Origin of the sequence: Salinivibrio sp. IB872 (genome assembly GCF_001995345.1) — a bacterium.
GTDB lineage: Bacteria > Pseudomonadota > Gammaproteobacteria > Enterobacterales > Vibrionaceae > Salinivibrio > Salinivibrio proteolyticus.
The window spans coordinates 44,468-61,557 of sequence record NZ_MUFO01000015.1 but is presented as its reverse complement, the minus strand read 5'-3'; the positions used below and the strand labels follow the sequence as shown (position 1 = coordinate 61,557).

Sequence of the window (17,090 nt, the reverse complement as noted above, 5' to 3'; positions counted from 1 at the left end):
GCGGTATTAGCCGTCGTTTCCAACGGTTATCCCCCTCGTCAGGGCAGGTTCCCAGCCGTTACTCACCCGTCCGCCGCTCGACGTCCAGTAAATCCACCGAAGCTTCAATACTGCCGTTTCCGCTCGACTTGCATGTGTTAGGCCTGCCGCCAGCGTTCAATCTGAGCCATGATCAAACTCTTCAATTAAAGTTTTTTTTCGAAACCGAAGTTTCAGCTCAATGAATACTGATTACTGTTTATCTCCGAAGAGAAAAACGAATTGACTGTGCCGAACAACTGTAAAAGTTGTCGTTTGGTCACTCAGTTCATCGAATAAATCTTTTTGTCTATTCTCAACGAGTGCCCACACAGATTGCATAGGTCAAATTGTTAAAGAGCGTGTCGATTTAGTGGTCGGCATTTCGTGACTTGCGTCTCATTGCCCCGTCGACAGGAAGCGCAGTATAGAGATTTCAGTTTTTCCCGCAACCCCTTTTTGCAAAAAACTTTTCGTTAGCGCAAAAAGTGAACAAAAACGGTCGTTTTGTTTAATAAACCAGCAAAAACCGTCCCACTTTCGCTTACCAAGCTTCCTATTATAGTACCCACCCTCTGCTCTTTCCATAAAATGTGGCATACATCATACATTCGGGCTGGTAGCATAGTCGCTCTGTTTCTCACTAGGGAGTCATCGATATGAAGCATTGGCTTTTTCTGGGGTTTGCCATCGTGGCAGAGGTGATTGCAACCGCATCACYCAAAAGCAGTGACGGCTTTTCTAAGCTCGTCCCTTCCGTATTAGTGGTGGTGGGATACAGTTTTTCCTTCTATTTGCTTGCGCTAACACTCCGAGCGATCCCTGTGGGCATTGCTTATGCCATCTGGGCTGGCGCCGGTGTGACTTTGATAGCGCTCATTGGTTGGTTGGTCTTCGGTCAGAAACTTGATACGCCTGCGGTGATTGGAATGGCACTGATTGTTGCCGGTGTGGCCGTGATGAATTTATTTTCATCTGCGTCTCCGCACTAGTCATCACGCCCACTTACGGTCGAGCTAAAACAAAAAACCCAGCCGAAGCTGGGTTTTTCTTTTTCAGGGTAAGGGCAATTACATCATGCCGCCCATACCGCCCATGCCACCCATACCAGCAGCGCCCATATCTGCACCGCCGTCTTTTTGTGGCAAGTCAGTAACCATTGCTTCGGTGGTGATCATTAGACCAGCAACAGAGGCAGCAAACTGCAGTGCACTACGAGTCACTTTGGTTGGGTCAAGAATACCCATTTCGATCATGTCACCGTATTCACCGGTTGCGGCGTTGTAACCATAGTTACCGTCACCTGCTTTCACATTGTTCGCAACCACTGAATCTTCGTCACCCGCGTTAGTCGCGATTTGACGAATAGGCGCTTCCATGGCGCGCAGTGCAACACGGATACCGACGTTTTGCTCTTCGTTATCGCCTTTCAGCTCGCCAACTTTGCTAGCGGCACGGATAAGCGCAACGCCACCACCGGCAACCACGCCTTCTTCCACTGCCGCACGAGTCGCGTGCAGAGCATCTTCAACGCGGTCTTTCTTCTCTTTCATCTCAACTTCAGTCGCCGCACCGACTTTGATTACTGCAACACCGCCAGCCAGTTTGGCGACGCGCTCTTGCAGTTTTTCTTTGTCGTAGTCTGAGCTCGCTTCTTCGATTTGTTGACGAATTTGAGCAACACGCGCTTCGATAGAGGCTTCTTCACCAACACCGTCGATAATGGTGGTGTTGTCTTTAGTGACAGTGACACGCTTAGCTTGCCCTAGATCTTCCAGCGTCACTTTCTCCAGTTCCATGCCAATCTCTTCTGAGATCACGGTACCAGCAGTCAGTGTCGCGATGTCTTGTAGCATCGCTTTACGACGATCACCAAAGCCAGGCGCTTTCACCGCAGCAACTTTCACGATGCCGCGCATGTTGTTGACAACCAATGTCGCCAGCGCTTCACCTTCAACATCTTCTGCGATGATCAACAGTGGACGAGAGGCTTTAGAAACCGCTTCTAGCGTTGGTAGCAGCTCACGGATGTTAGACACTTTTTTGTCGATCAGCAGGATAAATGGGTTATCCAGCTCAACGTTGCCAGCTTCTTGGTTGTTGATGAAGTAAGGAGACAGGTAACCACGGTCGAACTGCATGCCTTCAACAACGCTCAGCTCGTCTTGCAGAGATTGGCCTTCTTCAACAGTGATAACACCGTCGCGACCCACTTTATCCATGGCTTCAGCAATGATCTTACCCACAGTCTCATCTGAGTTGGCAGAGATAGTACCCACCTGAGCGATCGCGTTGCTGGTTGAGCAAGGTGAAGACAGTTTTTTCAGCTCTTCAACCGCAGCAACCACCGCTTTGTCGATACCACGCTTCAGATCCATTGGGTTCATGCCCGCTGCAACCGCTTTCAAGCCTTCATTGACGATAGATTGCGCCAATACAGTTGCAGTGGTCGTACCGTCACCTGCCGCATCATTTGCTTGTGAAGCGACTTCTTTTACCATTTGTGCGCCCATGTTCTGGAACTTGTCTTCCAGCTCGATTTCACGGGCAACAGACACGCCGTCTTTGGTGATGGTTGGCGCACCGAATGATTTGTCTAGAACAACGTTACGACCTTTAGGGCCTAGTGTGACTTTCACGGCATCCGCCAGAACATTCACACCTTCGAGCATTTTCGCGCGCGCGTCGTCACTAAATTTAACGTCTTTAGCAGCCATGATTCTATTCCTTTCTTACGTTCTTGATTGGAGGTGAAATGAATTACTCAACGATTGCCATAATGTCGCTTTCTGACAGGATCAGGACTTCTTTACCGTCGATTTTTTCACTCTTAGTACCGAAGCCTTCAGAGAAGATAACAGTGTCACCCACTTTAACGTCCAATGGCTGCACGTTGCCGTTTTCAAGAATACGGCCATTGCCTACCGCCAGTACTTTACCGCGAGTAGACTTTTCTGCAGCAGAACCAGTTAACACGATGCCGCCTGCTGATTTAGACTCAGCTTCTTGGCGCTCAACGATAACGCGATCATGTAGTGGACGAATGTTCATCGGTCGTCTCCTGAATTAGTAATGATGTTCCGTTTGATGAAGTAAGTATGCACACAGGCCGTTCATGCGTCCGGTTCCTGATGTAACTCCCTATGTGGGGACGCCCTTTTTCTTTCCCAAGGGTTTTACAGCAATTTTTTTGATTTTTTTTACCCGGCAGCTTCCTCACCTAGGTGCGATCCGCTAGGGTAAGCCGTCCCAACCCAGTGATCAGAGATTATGAACGACAAACACGGGCTGCTGTCCGCCCCGATCAACCTCACATTGCGTAAGATGACCGTCCCCATGGTATTTGGGCTATTTGCGATCATCATGTTCAATGTGGTGGATACCTTCTTTATTTCACTGCTTGGCACGGAAGCATTAGCCGCGGTGAGCTTCACCTTTCCCATCACCTTTGCGGTTAACTCCATCACGCTCGGATTAGGGGTCGGCATTGCCGCCTTGGTAGCGCGATTACTCGGCCAAGGCGATCATCAAGATGCTGCGCGGGTCTCGAGTCATGGTTTGATCTTGGCGGTATTCATGGTGATGGCCGTCGGTTGGTTAGGGGCCGCCACCATTAACCCAGTATTCTCAGCGTTGGGGGCTAGCGACAACTTATTGCCGTTAATCCACGATTATATGCAGGTGTGGTACCTCACCATTCCATTACTCGTCGTGCCGATGGCGGGGAACGCGGCTATCCGTGCCACGGGTGACACGAAAACGCCGGCGAAAATCATGATGATCTCTGGTGTCATTAATGGCGTGCTCGACCCCTTACTGATTTTTGGCTTGGGTCCATTCCCCGAGCTGGGTGTGCAAGGGGCGGCCATCGCCAGTGCCGTCAGCTGGGCCGGCGCATTAATAGCCGCACTGAGTATACTAATTCGCCGTGAGCGACTGCTGATGGCGCCGCAATGGACCAAGCTAGCGACTGACGTGCGTCAGATCCTCAAAATTGGCATGCCGGCTGGAATGACCAATGCCTTAAACCCAGCCGCAGGCGCCATTTTAATGATGATGCTCGCCTCACAGGGAACAGAAAGCGTTGCCGCCTATGGCGCCGCTCAGCGTATTGAAGCCATTTTATTAATTGTGATGATGGCGATGACGTCATCGCTCACGCCCTTAATGTCGCAAAACTTTGGTGCGCAATACCATCAACGGGCCTTTCAAGCGCTGTTTAGCGCGATGCGCTTTGCCATCTTGTTTCAGTTTGCCTTGTACTTGTCGCTGTGGCCTTTTATCGATCTGATTGCGGATGTATTCAGTGACGATGTGCGGGTTCAACAAGAAATTGCCCACTATTTAATGGTGGTCCCGGCCAGTTACGGCTTACAAGGCACCTTGATGTTATTGGTCGGTGGCCTGAATGCCATGAAGCGTTCGCTACATTCGTTCGCCTGCAACCTAGTGCGTTTGTTTGTCTTCTTAGTGCCCTGTGCATGGCTGGGCGGCATGGTCAACGGCACCCATGGCCTGTTTGCGGGAATCGCCATTGCCAATCTACTGGCCGGTATTATGGCGTACCTGTATGCCGTGGTGCTGCGCCGTCAGACACTCGCGGCGTCACTGTCCGTCTGAGCCAGCTCATGAACGCGGTGCTGCAACGCATCTAACGCCTGATAAAGCGCTTGATACTGCGCCGCACTGAGTCCCTCGAGCATGGCTTTTTCCCACTCCAGCACCTTGGGAACAATGGTCTGATAATGGGTGCGGCCTTTGTCGGTCAAATGGACTAACGCGGCGCGCTGATCACCTTGGCACGCGCGTCGCTCTACCAACTGATGCCGCTCTAAACGAGTAAGCAAGCGCGACACTTTTACTTTATCCAACCGCGTTTCTGCGGCTAAATCTTTCGCCATCACGCCATCACGTGCGCCCAAAGAGGCCAGCACGCGCCATTCTGGACGCGACAATCCAAACTCTGCTTCATAACGTGCCGCAAGACTGTCGGCAACTAACTCCGCCGTGTGGACCAACTTATAAGGCAAAAAGCTATCGAGCGCTAAATGAGGAAGGGTCATATCAGTTAGTTTCAAATGAAATCATATAACCTACTTTACGAGAGGCTTCGATAAGATGCAAAGGTAGTGCTTTGTTTACACTTATGATTTTTAGGCGGCAAAAATACTGAACACATAAGGTAAAATATTTGTTAACAGAACGTTGCTTTTTCTCGTCTCTGATCGCTAGTATAAACGGATAGATTGTTTCTTTTGAAACTATTTGGCCGTCCCGGTGAGCACGGCCGCCCAGCACAAGGAGCGAGTTATGCGAAAGTGGTTTTCATTCCCCATTCGTGAAGGGGATGCCTCACGTCAAGCCCACTGCGACTTTCCCGAGGGAACCTACGAGCGCGAGTGTGGCAAGGAAGGCTTTTTTGGCCCGGCCAGTCATATGTATCACCGCCATCCCCCGACGGGCTGGAGCGAGTGGGAAGGCCCATTGCGACCGCATGCGTTTGACACCAACCGAGTTGAAACTCAAGGCACGTCGCCAATGGATGCCCCTGTGCTGTTATCCAATGCCAACGTTCAGGTTCGCTTATGGCGCACCGATACCGCCATGTCTTATCTGGTGCGCAACAGCGATGGCGACGATTGCTTGTTTGTCCATCAGGGCGAGGGCTCGCTGTATTGCGATTATGGCCACTTGCGCTACACCAAAGGCGATTATTTGATCGTTCCTCGCGCCACCAGCTGGCGCCTGGTGCCGGATGAGGCCACCACCTTGCTGATGATTGAAGCGACACATGGCTCCTACATGAGCGCCGAACGAGGCATTGTCGGCGAACATGCGGTGTTTGACCCTGCGGTGTTAGAACATGCACGCATTGACGATAGCTTTAAAGCCCAGCAATCCGATAACGAAAGCTGGCAGGTGATGATCAAATCGCGCCAACAGCTTAACCGCGTCACTTATCCTTATAACCCACTCGATGCTGTGGGCTGGAAGGGCAACCTCACTGTATTCCGACTCAACTGGCGAGATATCCGCCCGTTGATGAGCCATCGTTATCACTTACCGCCATCCGCACACACCACCTTTGTCGCGCAAGGTTTTGTGATTTGCACCTTTGTCCCCCGCCCAATCGAGTCGGATCCTGGCGCACTGAAGGTGCCTTTCTACCACAACAACGATGACTATGATGAGGTGCTTTTCTATCACCAAGGTGACTTTTTCAGCCGCGATAACATTGATGCCGGCATGGTGACCCTACACCCTTGTGGCTTCCCACATGGCCCTCACCCAAAAGCGTTCGCCGCGGGCAAAAAACATCAGAAAAAAGAGACCGATGAAGTGGCGGTGATGATCGATACCCGCATGCCTCTTGATATGGGCGACGCGGCGAAAGCCACCGAACTGACCGATTATGTTTACTCTTGGCGCACGCCAAGTGACGCAGAATAGCGAAGGAGAAAGCAATGAAACTGGCTTCACTCAAACACGGACGTGATGGCAAATTGATTTTGGTCTCTCGTGACCTTACTCGCGCCGTCCACGCCGACGATATTGCACCCACACTACAAGCGGCACTCGATCATTGGGCGACACTGGCGCCCAAACTGACTCAGCGCTACGACGCGCTCAATGACAACCAAGTCAGTGAGTCCTTTGCCTTTGACCCAAGCGTCTGCGACTCACCACTGCCCCGCGCCTATCAGTGGGCGGATGGTAGCGCCTACGTTAACCACGTTGAACTGGTGCGCAAAGCACGCGGCGCACAAATGCCTGAGAGTTTTTGGACTGACCCATTGATGTACCAAGGCATGTCTGATGGCTTTCTCGGCCCACGTGACGAGATTGAATTGGTCGATGATGCGTGGGGCTGTGACTTTGAAGCCGAGCTTGCCGTCGTCACCGATGATGTGCCCATGCACCTAAGCGCTGACAAAGCCGGCCAACACATTAAATTGCTGATGCTGGTCAACGATGTTTCTCTGCGCAACCTGATCCCCGGCGAGCTTGCCAAAGGGTTCGGTTTTTTCCAATCTAAGCCCGCCTCTGCATTTTCACCGGTGGCGGTTACCCCCGATGAGCTGGGCGATCACTGGCGCGACCATAAAGTCCACTTGCCGATGCATGTCACTCTGAATGGCGACTGGTTTGGCTCGCCCGACGCCGGTGTCGATATGACCTTTGATTTTGCCGAACTGGTCGCCCATGTAGCGAAAAGCCGTCATGTCAGTGCCGGGACCATTATTGGCTCCGGCACCGTGTCCAATACCGATCGCAGTAAAGGCTCTTGCTGCTTAGCCGAAAAGCGCATGCTGGAAATTATCGACCAAGGCGAGGCAAAAACCCCGTTTATGACCTTTGGCGATAGCGTCACCATCGATATGCGCGACAGCCAAGATGCGTCTATTTTCGGCGCCATTGAGCAAACCGTGACCCGTTACATCGCAGAATAACCTTGATGCGCGCCTAGTACCTCTAGGCGCGCGTGACGTTGATGCCGTCTAGGAGCTTGTATGCTGCTTTATGATTACAGTAAGTCGACCGCGGCCTACCGCGTCCGCATCGCCCTTGGCCTTAAAGGCCTCTCCTACCAACGAGAAACCGTGTCTTTGCTGGATAAACACCAGCACAGCGACGCCTATCGTTCGCTCAATCCCGCCGGTTTAGTGCCTACCTTGGTCGATGGCGATGTCACCTTGAGCCAATCGCTCGCCATTATCGAATACCTCGATGAGCGCTATCCGCAGGTAAAACTGCTCCCCAGTGATCCAGTGCAAAAAGCCCAGTGCCGATCTCTGGCGCTCGATATTGCCTGTGATGTGCATCCACTCAATAACTTACGGGTTCTGCAATACTTAACCGGCCCCTTTGGCCACAGTGATGATGACAAAATCACTTGGTATCACCATTGGCTAAAACAAGGGTTCGATGGCTTGGAAGCCAAACTACAGGGATTAGACAGCCCCTTTATCGGTGGAGAAGCGCCTAATTTGGCCGATATTTGTTTGGTCGCGCAGCTGTTTAATGCACGCCGATTTGCGTTTGATTTAACGGCCTACCCAACTTTGACGCGCATTGAAGCACAGTGCCAAACGCTGGATGCATTTATACAGGCACACCCTGATAAGAGCTAAGGAGAGAACATGAAAGACGGATTGTTGTGGGCGCCGGATAAGGAACGTCAAACCCATACGTTACTCGCCGCGTTTATCCGTGCCGTGAATCAGACTCACGACACCCAACTAAGTGGTTATGACGATCTTTATGCCTGGTCAGTACGTCAAAGCGGCGATTTTTGGCAACAGTTATGGCAATTTGCTGGCGTGATCGGCGATCCGGGCGATAGTGTGTGCGATATCGACCCCGAGCACCCTAATCGTGATAGCCACTGGTTTCCCTCCGCGCGCCTCAACTATGCCGAAAACCTGCTCAAGTACGCAGAGCAATATGCCGACCAACCGGCGATGATTTTTAGCGGTGAGCATGAGGTAGCACGAATCCTCACTTGGCGTGATCTCGTCGATCAGGTCGCGGCCATCCGTCACTACTTAGAGACGCAAGGTGTTCAGCCGGGCGATGTGGTTGCGGGCTATTTACCTAACCTGCCTGAAACCGTGATTGCGATGCTTGCCACCGCGGCGTTGGGCGCGATTTGGACCTCAACCTCACCGGACTTTGGCGTCGACAGTGTGTTGGACCGTTTTGGCCAAACCGAGCCCAAAGTGCTGTTTACCACCGATCATTACCACTACAACGGCAAAACCTATGACTGCCTGAATAAAGCACAGCAAGTAGTGGATAAGGTACCGGCCATTGAGCGCCTCGTGGTGATCCCTTTTGATGGCGAGCGACCTTCTTTACCCGCTGGCGTGGATAATTGGCAAGATTTATTAGCCCACGACGCGCCGCCGCTTCGCTTTACCCGCGTGGCGTTCAATGCCCCACTGTTTGTGCTGTACTCTTCCGGCACCACGGGCAAGCCCAAGTGCATTATCCATTCAGTGGGGGGAATATTGCTCAATCATTTGAAAGAGCATCAGCTCCATTCGGATGTGCGCCCCGGCGATCGCTTTTTCTACTTCACCACCTGCGGCTGGATGATGTGGAATTGGCAGGTCAGTGCCTTGGCAAGCGGCGCGACCTTGGTGCTTTATGATGGCTCGCCGTTTTATCCCGATGCGGGGGTACTTTGGCGACTGGCCGAGCAGCACCAGCTCACCCTTTTTGGTACGGCGGCGAAATACTTAGAAGCATTGGAAAAACAAGGGGTGGCACCGAAAGATGATTACTCGCTGACGTCGCTACGCGTCCTGTGTTCGACCGGCTCGGTACTTGCGCCCGAACAGTTTGATTATGTCTATCAAAAAATAAAGTCTGATCTGCAATTAAGCTCGATTGCGGGTGGCACCGACATTTGTGGCTGTTTTGTTCTTGGCAGCCCACTATCACCGGTTTATCGCGGTGAAAGCCAAAAGCGGGGCTTGGCGCTGGATGTGCAAGTGTTTAACGCCCAAGGCCAAGCGGTCGAGGAGCAGAAAGGGGAGCTGGTGTGTTGTAATAGCTTCCCCAACCAGCCGGTTGGCTTTTGGCACGATACCGATGGCAGTCGCTATCACAACGCCTATTGGAACAAGATTGATGATATCTGGTTTCATGGTGACTATGTGCGCCTGACCGCACAAGGTGGCATGGTGTTTTATGGTCGGTCTGATGCGGTATTGAATCCAGGCGGGGTGCGAATTGGCACGGCAGAAATCTATCGCCATGTGAATCAGCTTAGCGAGATCATGGATTCAGTGGTCATCGGCCAGCAATGGCAAAATGATGTCCGCGTGGTGCTATTCGTCAAACTCGCCGCCGGCGTGACACTGGATGAGCCACTCAAGCAAGCCATCAAAAAAACCATCCGTACCCAGTGCACGCCGCGTCATGTTCCCGCCGTGATTGCCGAGGTGAGCGATATTCCACGCACAAAGTCAGGGAAACTGGCTGAGCTGGCGGTGCGCGATGTGGTTCATGGCCAAGACGTGGCACAGTTAAGCGCACTGGATAACCCAGCATCACTCGACCAATACCGTCAGCGCCCCGAGCTCAGCGAGTAAGCTGACGCCATGATCGAAAAAGGCCGCATCTTCATGCGGCCTTTTGGCTGGGCTTAATCCCGAAATGGCTTAGCGCAGGCGATGGTCATCATCGTCATCTTTGCGCTCATATTCCCCCTCAAAGGTATTGCCATCCTCACCACGGCCTCCGCGACGGAAAGGATCCTCACCAAAAGGACCTTGCGCATTGCCCCCTTGATGGAAGCTACCTTGGCTAAAGCCTGCTTGAGACACAGTGACGCGCTTCATCACTTGTTTGGCGAGCGCGGCTCGCGGCCCAGGTAAAAGCACCAACATCCCCATCGCATCGGTCATAAAACCTGGCGTTAACAGCAGCACGCCAGCGACAGCCAACATCACGCCTTCAAGGATTTGCTGAGCGGGTAATTCCCCTCGGTTGAGCCTGTCTTGCACCGAAGCCAAGGTCATAATGCCTTGGCTTCGCACCAAAGACGCACCGACAAACGCGGTAATCAAAACCAGTGCCAGTGTGGGCCACAGCCCCAGCCAGCCACCAACCTGAATAAACAGGCCAATTTCGATCACTGGCACCAAAATAAATAGCAGTAATAAAACTGGAAACACGGTTCACCTCGCACTGGAAATTCACTTTTCATCCTAACATCAAAATCACGCAAAAGCCGAATCGGGAAAGTGGATTTACTGCTTGAATCTCGCGGCAAGAAAGCGCATTTTGTTATCACCTCCTCTTAGTGCTGTGACCGGTGTCAGCCCTTTTCACCGCATCATATGCTCTAATAGCGGCGAAAGGATGTAAGAGACGATACATCCAGCCAAAATCTCTGAGGAATGGATTCTACAGCAAAATTTGTGGCGACGTTTTAATCATTATAATAACTTTGATGTTAAGGCCAACACATGTCTCAGACGATTATTACACCCAATGATACCCCTACGCTGACTACTGCAACCCGCCTTGAAGAAGACTTACTCGGTCAACGCGCTGTTCCAGCCGATGCGTATTACGGTATTCACACCTTGCGCGCCATTGAGAACTTTACTATCTCAAGTACCCGTATTTCAGACATTCCCGATTTCGTACGCGGCATGGTTTACACCAAAAAAGCCGCCGCGATGGCAAACCAAGAACTCGGCGTGATCCCCTCTGATGTCGGTGACTACATTATCAAAGCCTGTGACCAGATTTTGGAAACGGGTAAATGCATGGATCAGTTCCCTTCGGATGTCTTCCAAGGCGGCGCAGGCACCTCAGTGAACATGAATGCTAACGAGGTGATTGCCAACCTTGCGCTTGAACTAATGGGGCATGAGAAAGGTGACTATGATGTGATTAACCCCAACGATCACGTCAATAAGAGCCAATCGACCAACTGTGCGTACCCCACCGGCTTCCGAATTGCAGTCTACAACAGCATTCTCAAATTGATGGATGCGATTGATTATCTGCAAAACGAATTCAACAAAAAAGCGGAGACTTACTCTCACGTACTGAAGATGGGCCGCACCCAGCTGCAAGACGCAGTACCGATGACGGTCGGACAAGAGTTCAAAGCCTTTTCGGTACTACTGCGTGAAGAGATTAAAAACATCAAATATACCGCCGCACTGCTGCTCGAAGTTAACCTCGGCGCGACCGCGATTGGCACCAAGTTGAATGCCGCAGAAGGCTATCAGCAATTGGCGGTAAAACACCTAGCTGAGATCACAGGTCTGCCATGTATCCCGGCCGAAGATTTGATTGAAGCCACCTCAGACTGTGGCGCGTACGTCATGGTCCATGGCGCGCTGAAACGCTTGGCGGTGAAACTATCGAAGATCTGCAACGACTTGCGCCTGCTCTCCTCGGGCCCACGTGCGGGACTCAATGAGATTAACCTACCAGAAATGCAGGCAGGTTCATCCATCATGCCCGCCAAGGTTAACCCAGTGATCCCCGAGGTAGTCAACCAAGTGTGCTTTAAGGTGATGGGCAACGATACCACCATTACGTTTGCCGCCGAAGCCGGCCAACTTCAGCTTAACGTGATGGAGCCCGTGATTGGGCAGGCACTGTTTGAGTCTATTTCCATTCTGGCGAATGGCTGCCGGAACTTGGGTGAGAAGTGCGTGAGCGGGATTACCGTCAACCAAGACGTGTGCGAGCACTATGTGCACAACTCGATTGGCATTATCACTTATCTCAACCCCTTTATCGGCCACCACGAGGGCGATATTGTCGGCAAGATTTGTGCTGAGACAGGAAAGAGCGTGAAAGAAGTAGTGCTAGAACGCGGGTTAATGACCGAAGAAGAACTTGAAGACATCTTCTCCGTCGACAACCTGATGCATCCCAAGTATCGCGGTAAACGCTTTAACGCCTAAGAGGATAACGGTTATCTGATCAACAAGGGCGCTCAATGCGCCCTTTTTTATTCGCCTGTCTTTCTATTGGCTTACAGCACCTGAGTGAGTAACAAACCGCAGGCAATACTGAAGACCATACTGAGCAACCCCGGCACCATAAAGCTGTGGTTGAACACATATTTACCAATCTGAGTTGTCCCTGTTCGGTCAAAATCAATAGAAGCAATGATAGGGCCATAATTGGGGATAAAGAAGTAACCATTTACCGCCACAAAGGTCGCGATGATAATTGAGGGTGGCAGACCCAGTGTAATCGCTACTGGCACCAGCACAGCCGTTGTTGCACCTTGGCTATTCACCATGACCGATAACGCAAACAAGGCAAAGGCGAACGTCCAAGGCGCCACCTCAACCAAGCCAGACACGGCGTCTTTTACCATATCCGCATGCCCACCAATCAAGGTATCACCCAGCCACGCAATACCAAAGATAGCGACAATGGCACGCATACCCGCATGAAACACCGAACCTTGGCTAATCGCATTTCCATCCGGTTTACAGGTCAAGATGATCAGTGCACCGACTGACAGCATCACAATTTCAATGGTATGCGCCATGCCAAGAGGCACACCATCAAAGGCTGGGCGCAACGAAGGAAACGCCCCCATTAGCACCACGGTAATGGCCCCGAGTAAAAATAAGGTCACCGATTTTTTCGCTTCCGGCGTCACCTCGACCTCTTCCACGGTCGACGATGCTTCCATTTCTGCGCGAAATGCGGGGTCTTGAAGGCGGCGTTGGTACTCAGGATCGTCTTTAAGCTCTTTGCCAAGCTTATTGACGATCACACACGCAAGCGCAAGACCAATGAAGGTACTGGGAATGGTCACTGACAGCACATCGGTGAGCGTAATCCCTTGTGGCTCTAAAAAGGCCACGCAGGCCACCACAGCAGCAGCGATGGGGCTGGCCACAATCGCAAATTGCGAGGCGATAACCGCCATACTTAATGGGCGTGCTGGGCGAATGCCACTACGGCGGCTCACTTCCGCAATCACAGGCAACACGGAATAAGCAACGTGTCCTGTCCCCGCCATCATGGTAAAGACATAGGTCACTAAGGGGGCAATAAAGGTAATGTGACGCGGGTTTTTACGCAAAATGCCCGTGGCAATTTTAATCAGAAAATCGAGACCACCGGCTGCCTGCATACTGGCCGCAGCGGCAACAACAGCCATGATCATCAGCATGACATCAATCGGTGGGTGCGTGGGTTGCATACCAAACCCAAAACTTAATATCGCGAGGCCAACCCCGCCCATCACACCTAAACCAATGCCGCCAATTCGGGCACCAATCAAGATGCAGCTGAGTACTACTAAAAACTCAACCAAAAACATAACGCTCTCCTACTCTGGATAGTTGGGCCCAATTTCCTTACTAGCCAACGCCATGATCGTCTGTCATTTCGCCCTAATGTCGCCAACGTTAACCAGTGTTATTGGGATATGAGTGTCGAGACGGTTCCTTGTCTGTGCATCATCATGATGTTTGCCTTCCGTGAAGGGGATGTGCACGCATGCGCAGCATCATGGATGACAGGCTATCCGTGAGCAGTAACACGCGTGTTGATATAAGTAATAAAAACTAACACTTTTGCGTCCTTCATAACAAAAAGTTCGTAAAATGAGATCTTTAACGCAGATTGTTTCGCCAATGCCTGTTGGGTTATTGATCAATTCACCGCTTCCTCACATTTAATTGTTATGATATAACATAACAATTAAATACAACGACAAGAGGCACTCCACGGTGAAAAAAGATATCCACCCTCCGTATCAACAAGTCGTGTTTCATGACACCAGTGTCGATACCTATTTTATGGTTGGTTCAACCTTGCAAACATCACGTACCATCGAATGGCACGACGGTAAAACCTATCCCTATTTTCCACTCGACGTCTCCAGTGCATCGCATCCGGTGTTCACGGGTAAACAGCGGGTCACAAACAAAGAAGGACGCGCGGCACACTTCGCCCGCAAGTTTGGCCAAGTGGGTCGCAGTCAAAAGGAATCGTCATGAAGGTCGTGAACTCACTGAAAAGCGCCCGCCAGCGTCACCCTGATTGTCAGGTTGTCCGTCGTCGCGGGCGCATGTTTGTTATTTGCAAAACCAATCCACGTTTTAAAGCCGTGCAGGGGCGGGCAAAAAAACGCAGCTAAGCGTCGGCGACGCACTGCCACTGATGGGGCAGTGCTTCTCGGCGGGCAAACATCTCGATGTGGCTACTGACCGTTTCAGTCACTAAGGTTAAGTTCGCCTCATCGTCGGCATGGCATGTAACACGCAACTGGGTCCCTTGTACCTGCATATCGCACACACCCGCAGGGAAATGCACGCGTCCTGTTTGCTCATCCCAGCTCGCCTCGACTTTGCGACCAAAGTGACGACACAAGGTTTGCAAGTAACGCGGGGCATGCTCGGACTCAATCATCGTTGTCATACTAGGCATACGTTCTCCTTGGTAGGCTGGCATGAATGCCAGCCTCATCGCGTTAAAATTGATAAGACGCCGTCAATTTAATATTGCGGCCGGGCTCGTAATCGAGGATTTCTGCGCCTCGTTCACCTGAGGTTGACGCATGCGAGCGATAGCGACTGTCAAACAAGTTGTCGACCCCAGCCGTCAAAGTGAACCCGTCTACCGCCATCGGTTGCCACTGAGCGAACACGTTGTGTACTGTGTAGCCCGGTTTGGTCAAGTTGCTATCAGGAACAGTGGTCGAGCGCTGAATTTGGGTGTTCCACCCCAGCAGCACATCCCAGCTGTTCAACGCGTAATCCGCATTCAAGGCAAGGGTATCGCCGAGGTGGCGAGCGCGACCAAAAATTTGATCCAGTTGATACGCCTCTGAATAACTCACATCCGTGCGACTGTAACTGGCTGACGCCGTCCACTGCTGCCATGCCCAATAGGTACTGGCCTCAAAGCCACGATAGGTGGCATCGCCACGGTTGGTGGTTTCATAAGCCCAGTTACCACTGCCATCTTTGTAACTACTTACCACAATTTCATCATCGAGCTCAGTGCGAAATATCGTCAGATTGGCGGTTAACAAGTAGTCTTTTTGCGCCGCTGCGTTTGAGAGGCGCACACCAATTTCATCGGTCCGGCCATGCTCGGCTTTCAAGTCTTTATCCGCGCTTTCGCTTAGTGCTGTGGTGGTGAATGATTCATTCAACGGCGGCGCTTTGTGCAGCTCTCGACTGTTGGCAAACAGGGTGAGATAGTCGTTAGCGACAAACTCAGCACCCAACGCCAGCGACACATCATCGTAACGCTGACTCGAGCTGGTCGCTCGACGATCAAAGCTGTCATAACGTACCGCTGGCGTCACAGAAAAGCGTGAGGTCAGCGCTATCTTGTCTTCCACATACAGCGCAATCTTGTCGGCCGACTCCAAAATCTGTACACCCGGTTTGGCAAATTGGGTGTCGTTGTCTTGGTTTTCATAGTGCGCACCGTACGCGAGCTGATGATCGCCAATACGCTGCGACACACTGAGTTTTACCCCAATATTCGTGTCTTCTGCCACGTTGACGCCTTTGCGATCAGCCAGAAATGGGTGGGTCGCAAATTCGGTTTCATCACGGGTGAGTGACAGCTGGTTATAATAGGCCAGCGCTTTTAATTCGATGGTTTGTGACGGCGTGTATTCATAGTTGATCGTCGCGGTATCACGATCGTAGGTCACTGGCAGCGTCATTTCGCCCGTGCGATTGCGGTTGAAGCTCACGCCCATATCAGGACGCGGCAGGTAATCGCCCTTATCGCGGTACTTGTCATAACTGACTTCAAAGCGATGCCCACTCTCAGGCTCCCAACCTAGTTTCACTAAGCCATTAGTGACCTCACCTTCACCGCCGAAGGTACGATGCCCATTGCCGTCTTTAAAGTTGTCGCGATCAAAACGGCTGATATAAGCCATCGCATCCCATTCATCACTCAACAACCCATAAACGGTCAACGAGCCTTGCTGGTAATCGTTACTGCCCCAGCCCCCACTTAGGCGTGCCCCAAATGTCTCATTCGCACGCAAGAGATCGTACGGATCTTTGGTTTCAAACGCGACCGCGCCCCCCAGCTCGCTGGTGAGAATCGACGATGCGCCCACCGCGACATCAACACGCTGCAAAATGTCAGGATTTAAAGTGAGGTTGCTGATGTGATGGAACATTTTACCGCCTTGTGAGGCGCCATCGACGGTGATATCCAGATCTTGTTCGGTAAAGCCACGGATATTAATGCGCTGGGTGAGCGAGTGCGTGCCGCCCACATCCACACCGGGAATATCACGCAATAAGTCAGAGAGGTGATCGGGCTGCTTCACGGTAAGATCGGCCTCCCCCAGGTAACGGGAGGAGCTAGACACTTTTGTGCCCCACACGGACACCGTTTCTATGCGTTCACCTTCGGGGCTATCAGCCATCGCAGAGGGACACAAAGCACTGGCAATGCTCAGCGCAAGCAAAGCCGGACGCGCCTTGGCGGGAAGTAACAACGTCATAATTCATTTCCTTCTTGGGTAACCCAAATAACTAAATGATACTAATTCGCATTTATGTTACTGTTTAAGTGGTTTTCAG

At 51.7% G+C, this 17,090-nt stretch carries 16 protein-coding genes and 1 rRNA gene; 9 read left to right on the top strand and 8 right to left on the bottom strand.

Annotated features, from left to right (window positions below):
- Positions 1 to 188, bottom strand: a 16S ribosomal RNA gene (locus BZJ18_RS08330); the annotation flags it as partial.
- A gap of 489 nt (positions 189 to 677) precedes the next feature.
- Here BZJ18_RS08330 and BZJ18_RS08320 point away from each other — a divergent pair.
- Positions 678 to 1,010, top strand: coding sequence for an SMR family transporter (locus BZJ18_RS08320; protein ID WP_077456080.1), 333 nt, complete (start codon positions 678 to 680; stop codon positions 1,008 to 1,010).
- A 78-nt stretch (positions 1,011 to 1,088) separates the two neighbouring features.
- Here BZJ18_RS08320 and groL read toward each other — a convergent pair whose 3' ends face one another.
- The gene (gene groL, locus BZJ18_RS08315; protein WP_077456079.1) at positions 1,089 to 2,735 is read right to left on the bottom strand and encodes a chaperonin GroEL; all 1,647 of its coding nucleotides are present in this window, start codon (positions 2,733 to 2,735) and stop codon (positions 1,089 to 1,091) included.
- 43 nt (positions 2,736 to 2,778) lie between these two features.
- Positions 2,779 to 3,069, bottom strand: coding sequence for a co-chaperone GroES (locus BZJ18_RS08310; protein WP_069586954.1), 291 nt, complete (start codon positions 3,067 to 3,069; stop codon positions 2,779 to 2,781).
- A 219-nt stretch (positions 3,070 to 3,288) separates the two neighbouring features.
- Between BZJ18_RS08310 and BZJ18_RS08305 the strand changes: the two genes are divergently transcribed.
- Positions 3,289 to 4,638, top strand: a complete 1,350-nt coding sequence (locus tag BZJ18_RS08305) for an MATE family efflux transporter (protein WP_069586955.1) — start codon at positions 3,289 to 3,291, stop codon at positions 4,636 to 4,638.
- On the opposite strand, the gene BZJ18_RS08300 is transcribed toward BZJ18_RS08305, so the two are convergent.
- Positions 4,608 to 5,096: a MarR family winged helix-turn-helix transcriptional regulator gene (locus BZJ18_RS08300; RefSeq protein WP_338013069.1), complete on the bottom strand. Its 489-nt coding sequence runs from the start codon at positions 5,094 to 5,096 to the stop codon at positions 4,608 to 4,610. The genes BZJ18_RS08305 and BZJ18_RS08300 overlap by 31 nt on opposite strands.
- Positions 5,097 to 5,328: 232 nt before the next feature.
- Here BZJ18_RS08300 and BZJ18_RS08295 point away from each other — a divergent pair, with 232 nt between their 5' ends.
- The 4 genes from BZJ18_RS08295 to BZJ18_RS08280 are packed head-to-tail and all read left to right on the top strand — an operon-like array spanning position 5,329 to position 10,118.
- Entirely contained in the window at positions 5,329 to 6,468 is a 1,140-nt protein-coding gene (locus tag BZJ18_RS08295) for a homogentisate 1,2-dioxygenase (protein ID WP_077456078.1), read from the top strand.
- 14 nt (positions 6,469 to 6,482) lie between these two features.
- Entirely contained in the window at positions 6,483 to 7,469 is a 987-nt protein-coding gene (locus tag BZJ18_RS08290; RefSeq protein ID WP_077456077.1) for a fumarylacetoacetate hydrolase family protein, read from the top strand.
- A gap of 60 nt (positions 7,470 to 7,529) precedes the next feature.
- Entirely contained in the window at positions 7,530 to 8,150 is a 621-nt protein-coding gene (gene maiA / locus BZJ18_RS08285) for a maleylacetoacetate isomerase (protein WP_077456076.1), read from the top strand.
- Positions 8,151 to 8,159: 9 nt separating this feature from the next.
- Entirely contained in the window at positions 8,160 to 10,118 is a 1,959-nt protein-coding gene (locus BZJ18_RS08280; protein WP_077456075.1) for an acetoacetate--CoA ligase, read from the top strand.
- A gap of 69 nt (positions 10,119 to 10,187) precedes the next feature.
- Here the strand turns inward: BZJ18_RS08280 and BZJ18_RS08275 are convergent, their stop codons facing one another.
- Complete coding sequence (locus BZJ18_RS08275) at positions 10,188 to 10,703, bottom strand: FxsA family protein (protein ID WP_077456074.1); 516 nt, start codon at positions 10,701 to 10,703, stop codon at positions 10,188 to 10,190.
- Positions 10,704 to 11,009: 306 nt separating this feature from the next.
- Here BZJ18_RS08275 and aspA point away from each other — a divergent pair, with 306 nt between their 5' ends.
- On the top strand, positions 11,010 to 12,461 hold the full coding sequence (gene aspA / locus BZJ18_RS08270) for an aspartate ammonia-lyase (RefSeq protein ID WP_371414227.1): 1,452 nt from the start codon (positions 11,010 to 11,012) through the stop codon (positions 12,459 to 12,461).
- Positions 12,462 to 12,532: 71 nt separating this feature from the next.
- Here aspA and BZJ18_RS08265 read toward each other — a convergent pair whose 3' ends face one another.
- On the bottom strand, positions 12,533 to 13,843 hold the full coding sequence (locus BZJ18_RS08265; RefSeq protein ID WP_077456072.1) for an anaerobic C4-dicarboxylate transporter family protein: 1,311 nt from the start codon (positions 13,841 to 13,843) through the stop codon (positions 12,533 to 12,535).
- Positions 13,844 to 14,255: 412 nt separating this feature from the next.
- On the opposite strand from BZJ18_RS08265, the gene BZJ18_RS08260 reads away from it, so the two are divergent.
- Positions 14,256 to 14,525, top strand: a complete 270-nt coding sequence (locus BZJ18_RS08260) for a type B 50S ribosomal protein L31 (RefSeq protein WP_077456071.1) — start codon at positions 14,256 to 14,258, stop codon at positions 14,523 to 14,525.
- A complete protein-coding gene (ykgO, locus tag BZJ18_RS08255; protein WP_046074543.1) occupies positions 14,522 to 14,665 on the top strand; it encodes a type B 50S ribosomal protein L36 in 144 nt (47 codons plus the stop codon). Before BZJ18_RS08260 ends, ykgO begins: the two co-directional genes overlap by 4 nt.
- Here the strand turns inward: ykgO and BZJ18_RS08250 are convergent.
- Together BZJ18_RS08250 and BZJ18_RS08245 are read right to left on the bottom strand one after the other, a co-directional pair.
- Positions 14,662 to 14,955, bottom strand: coding sequence for a DUF2218 domain-containing protein (locus BZJ18_RS08250; protein ID WP_077456070.1), 294 nt, complete (start codon positions 14,953 to 14,955; stop codon positions 14,662 to 14,664). The two genes, ykgO and BZJ18_RS08250, sit on opposite strands and share 4 nt — an antisense overlap.
- 43 nt (positions 14,956 to 14,998) lie before the next feature.
- Positions 14,999 to 17,011, bottom strand: a complete 2,013-nt coding sequence (locus tag BZJ18_RS08245) for a TonB-dependent receptor domain-containing protein (protein WP_077456069.1) — start codon at positions 17,009 to 17,011, stop codon at positions 14,999 to 15,001.
- Positions 17,012 to 17,090 lie beyond the last annotated feature (79 nt).

Bases quoted from the DNA above. Each gene is read 5' to 3' on its own strand.
- BZJ18_RS08280 (WP_077456075.1), top strand. From the start codon at position 8,160: ATGAAAGACGGATTGTTGTGGGCGCCGGATAAGGAACGTCAAACCCAT.
- BZJ18_RS08305 (WP_069586955.1), top strand. From the start codon at position 3,289: ATGAACGACAAACACGGGCTGCTGTCCGCCCCGATCAACCTCACATTG.
- BZJ18_RS08245 (WP_077456069.1), bottom strand. From the start codon at position 17,011: ATGACGTTGTTACTTCCCGCCAAGGCGCGTCCGGCTTTGCTTGCGCTG.
- BZJ18_RS08310 (WP_069586954.1), bottom strand. From the start codon at position 3,069: ATGAACATTCGTCCACTACATGATCGCGTTATCGTTGAGCGCCAAGAA.
- BZJ18_RS08295 (WP_077456078.1), top strand. From the start codon at position 5,329: ATGCGAAAGTGGTTTTCATTCCCCATTCGTGAAGGGGATGCCTCACGT.
- BZJ18_RS08250 (WP_077456070.1), bottom strand. From the start codon at position 14,955: ATGCCTAGTATGACAACGATGATTGAGTCCGAGCATGCCCCGCGTTAC.
- maiA (WP_077456076.1), top strand. From the start codon at position 7,530: ATGCTGCTTTATGATTACAGTAAGTCGACCGCGGCCTACCGCGTCCGC.
- ykgO (WP_046074543.1), top strand. From the start codon at position 14,522: ATGAAGGTCGTGAACTCACTGAAAAGCGCCCGCCAGCGTCACCCTGAT.
- groL (WP_077456079.1), bottom strand. From the start codon at position 2,735: ATGGCTGCTAAAGACGTTAAATTTAGTGACGACGCGCGCGCGAAAATG.
- BZJ18_RS08290 (WP_077456077.1), top strand. From the start codon at position 6,483: ATGAAACTGGCTTCACTCAAACACGGACGTGATGGCAAATTGATTTTG.
- BZJ18_RS08265 (WP_077456072.1), bottom strand. From the start codon at position 13,843: ATGTTTTTGGTTGAGTTTTTAGTAGTACTCAGCTGCATCTTGATTGGT.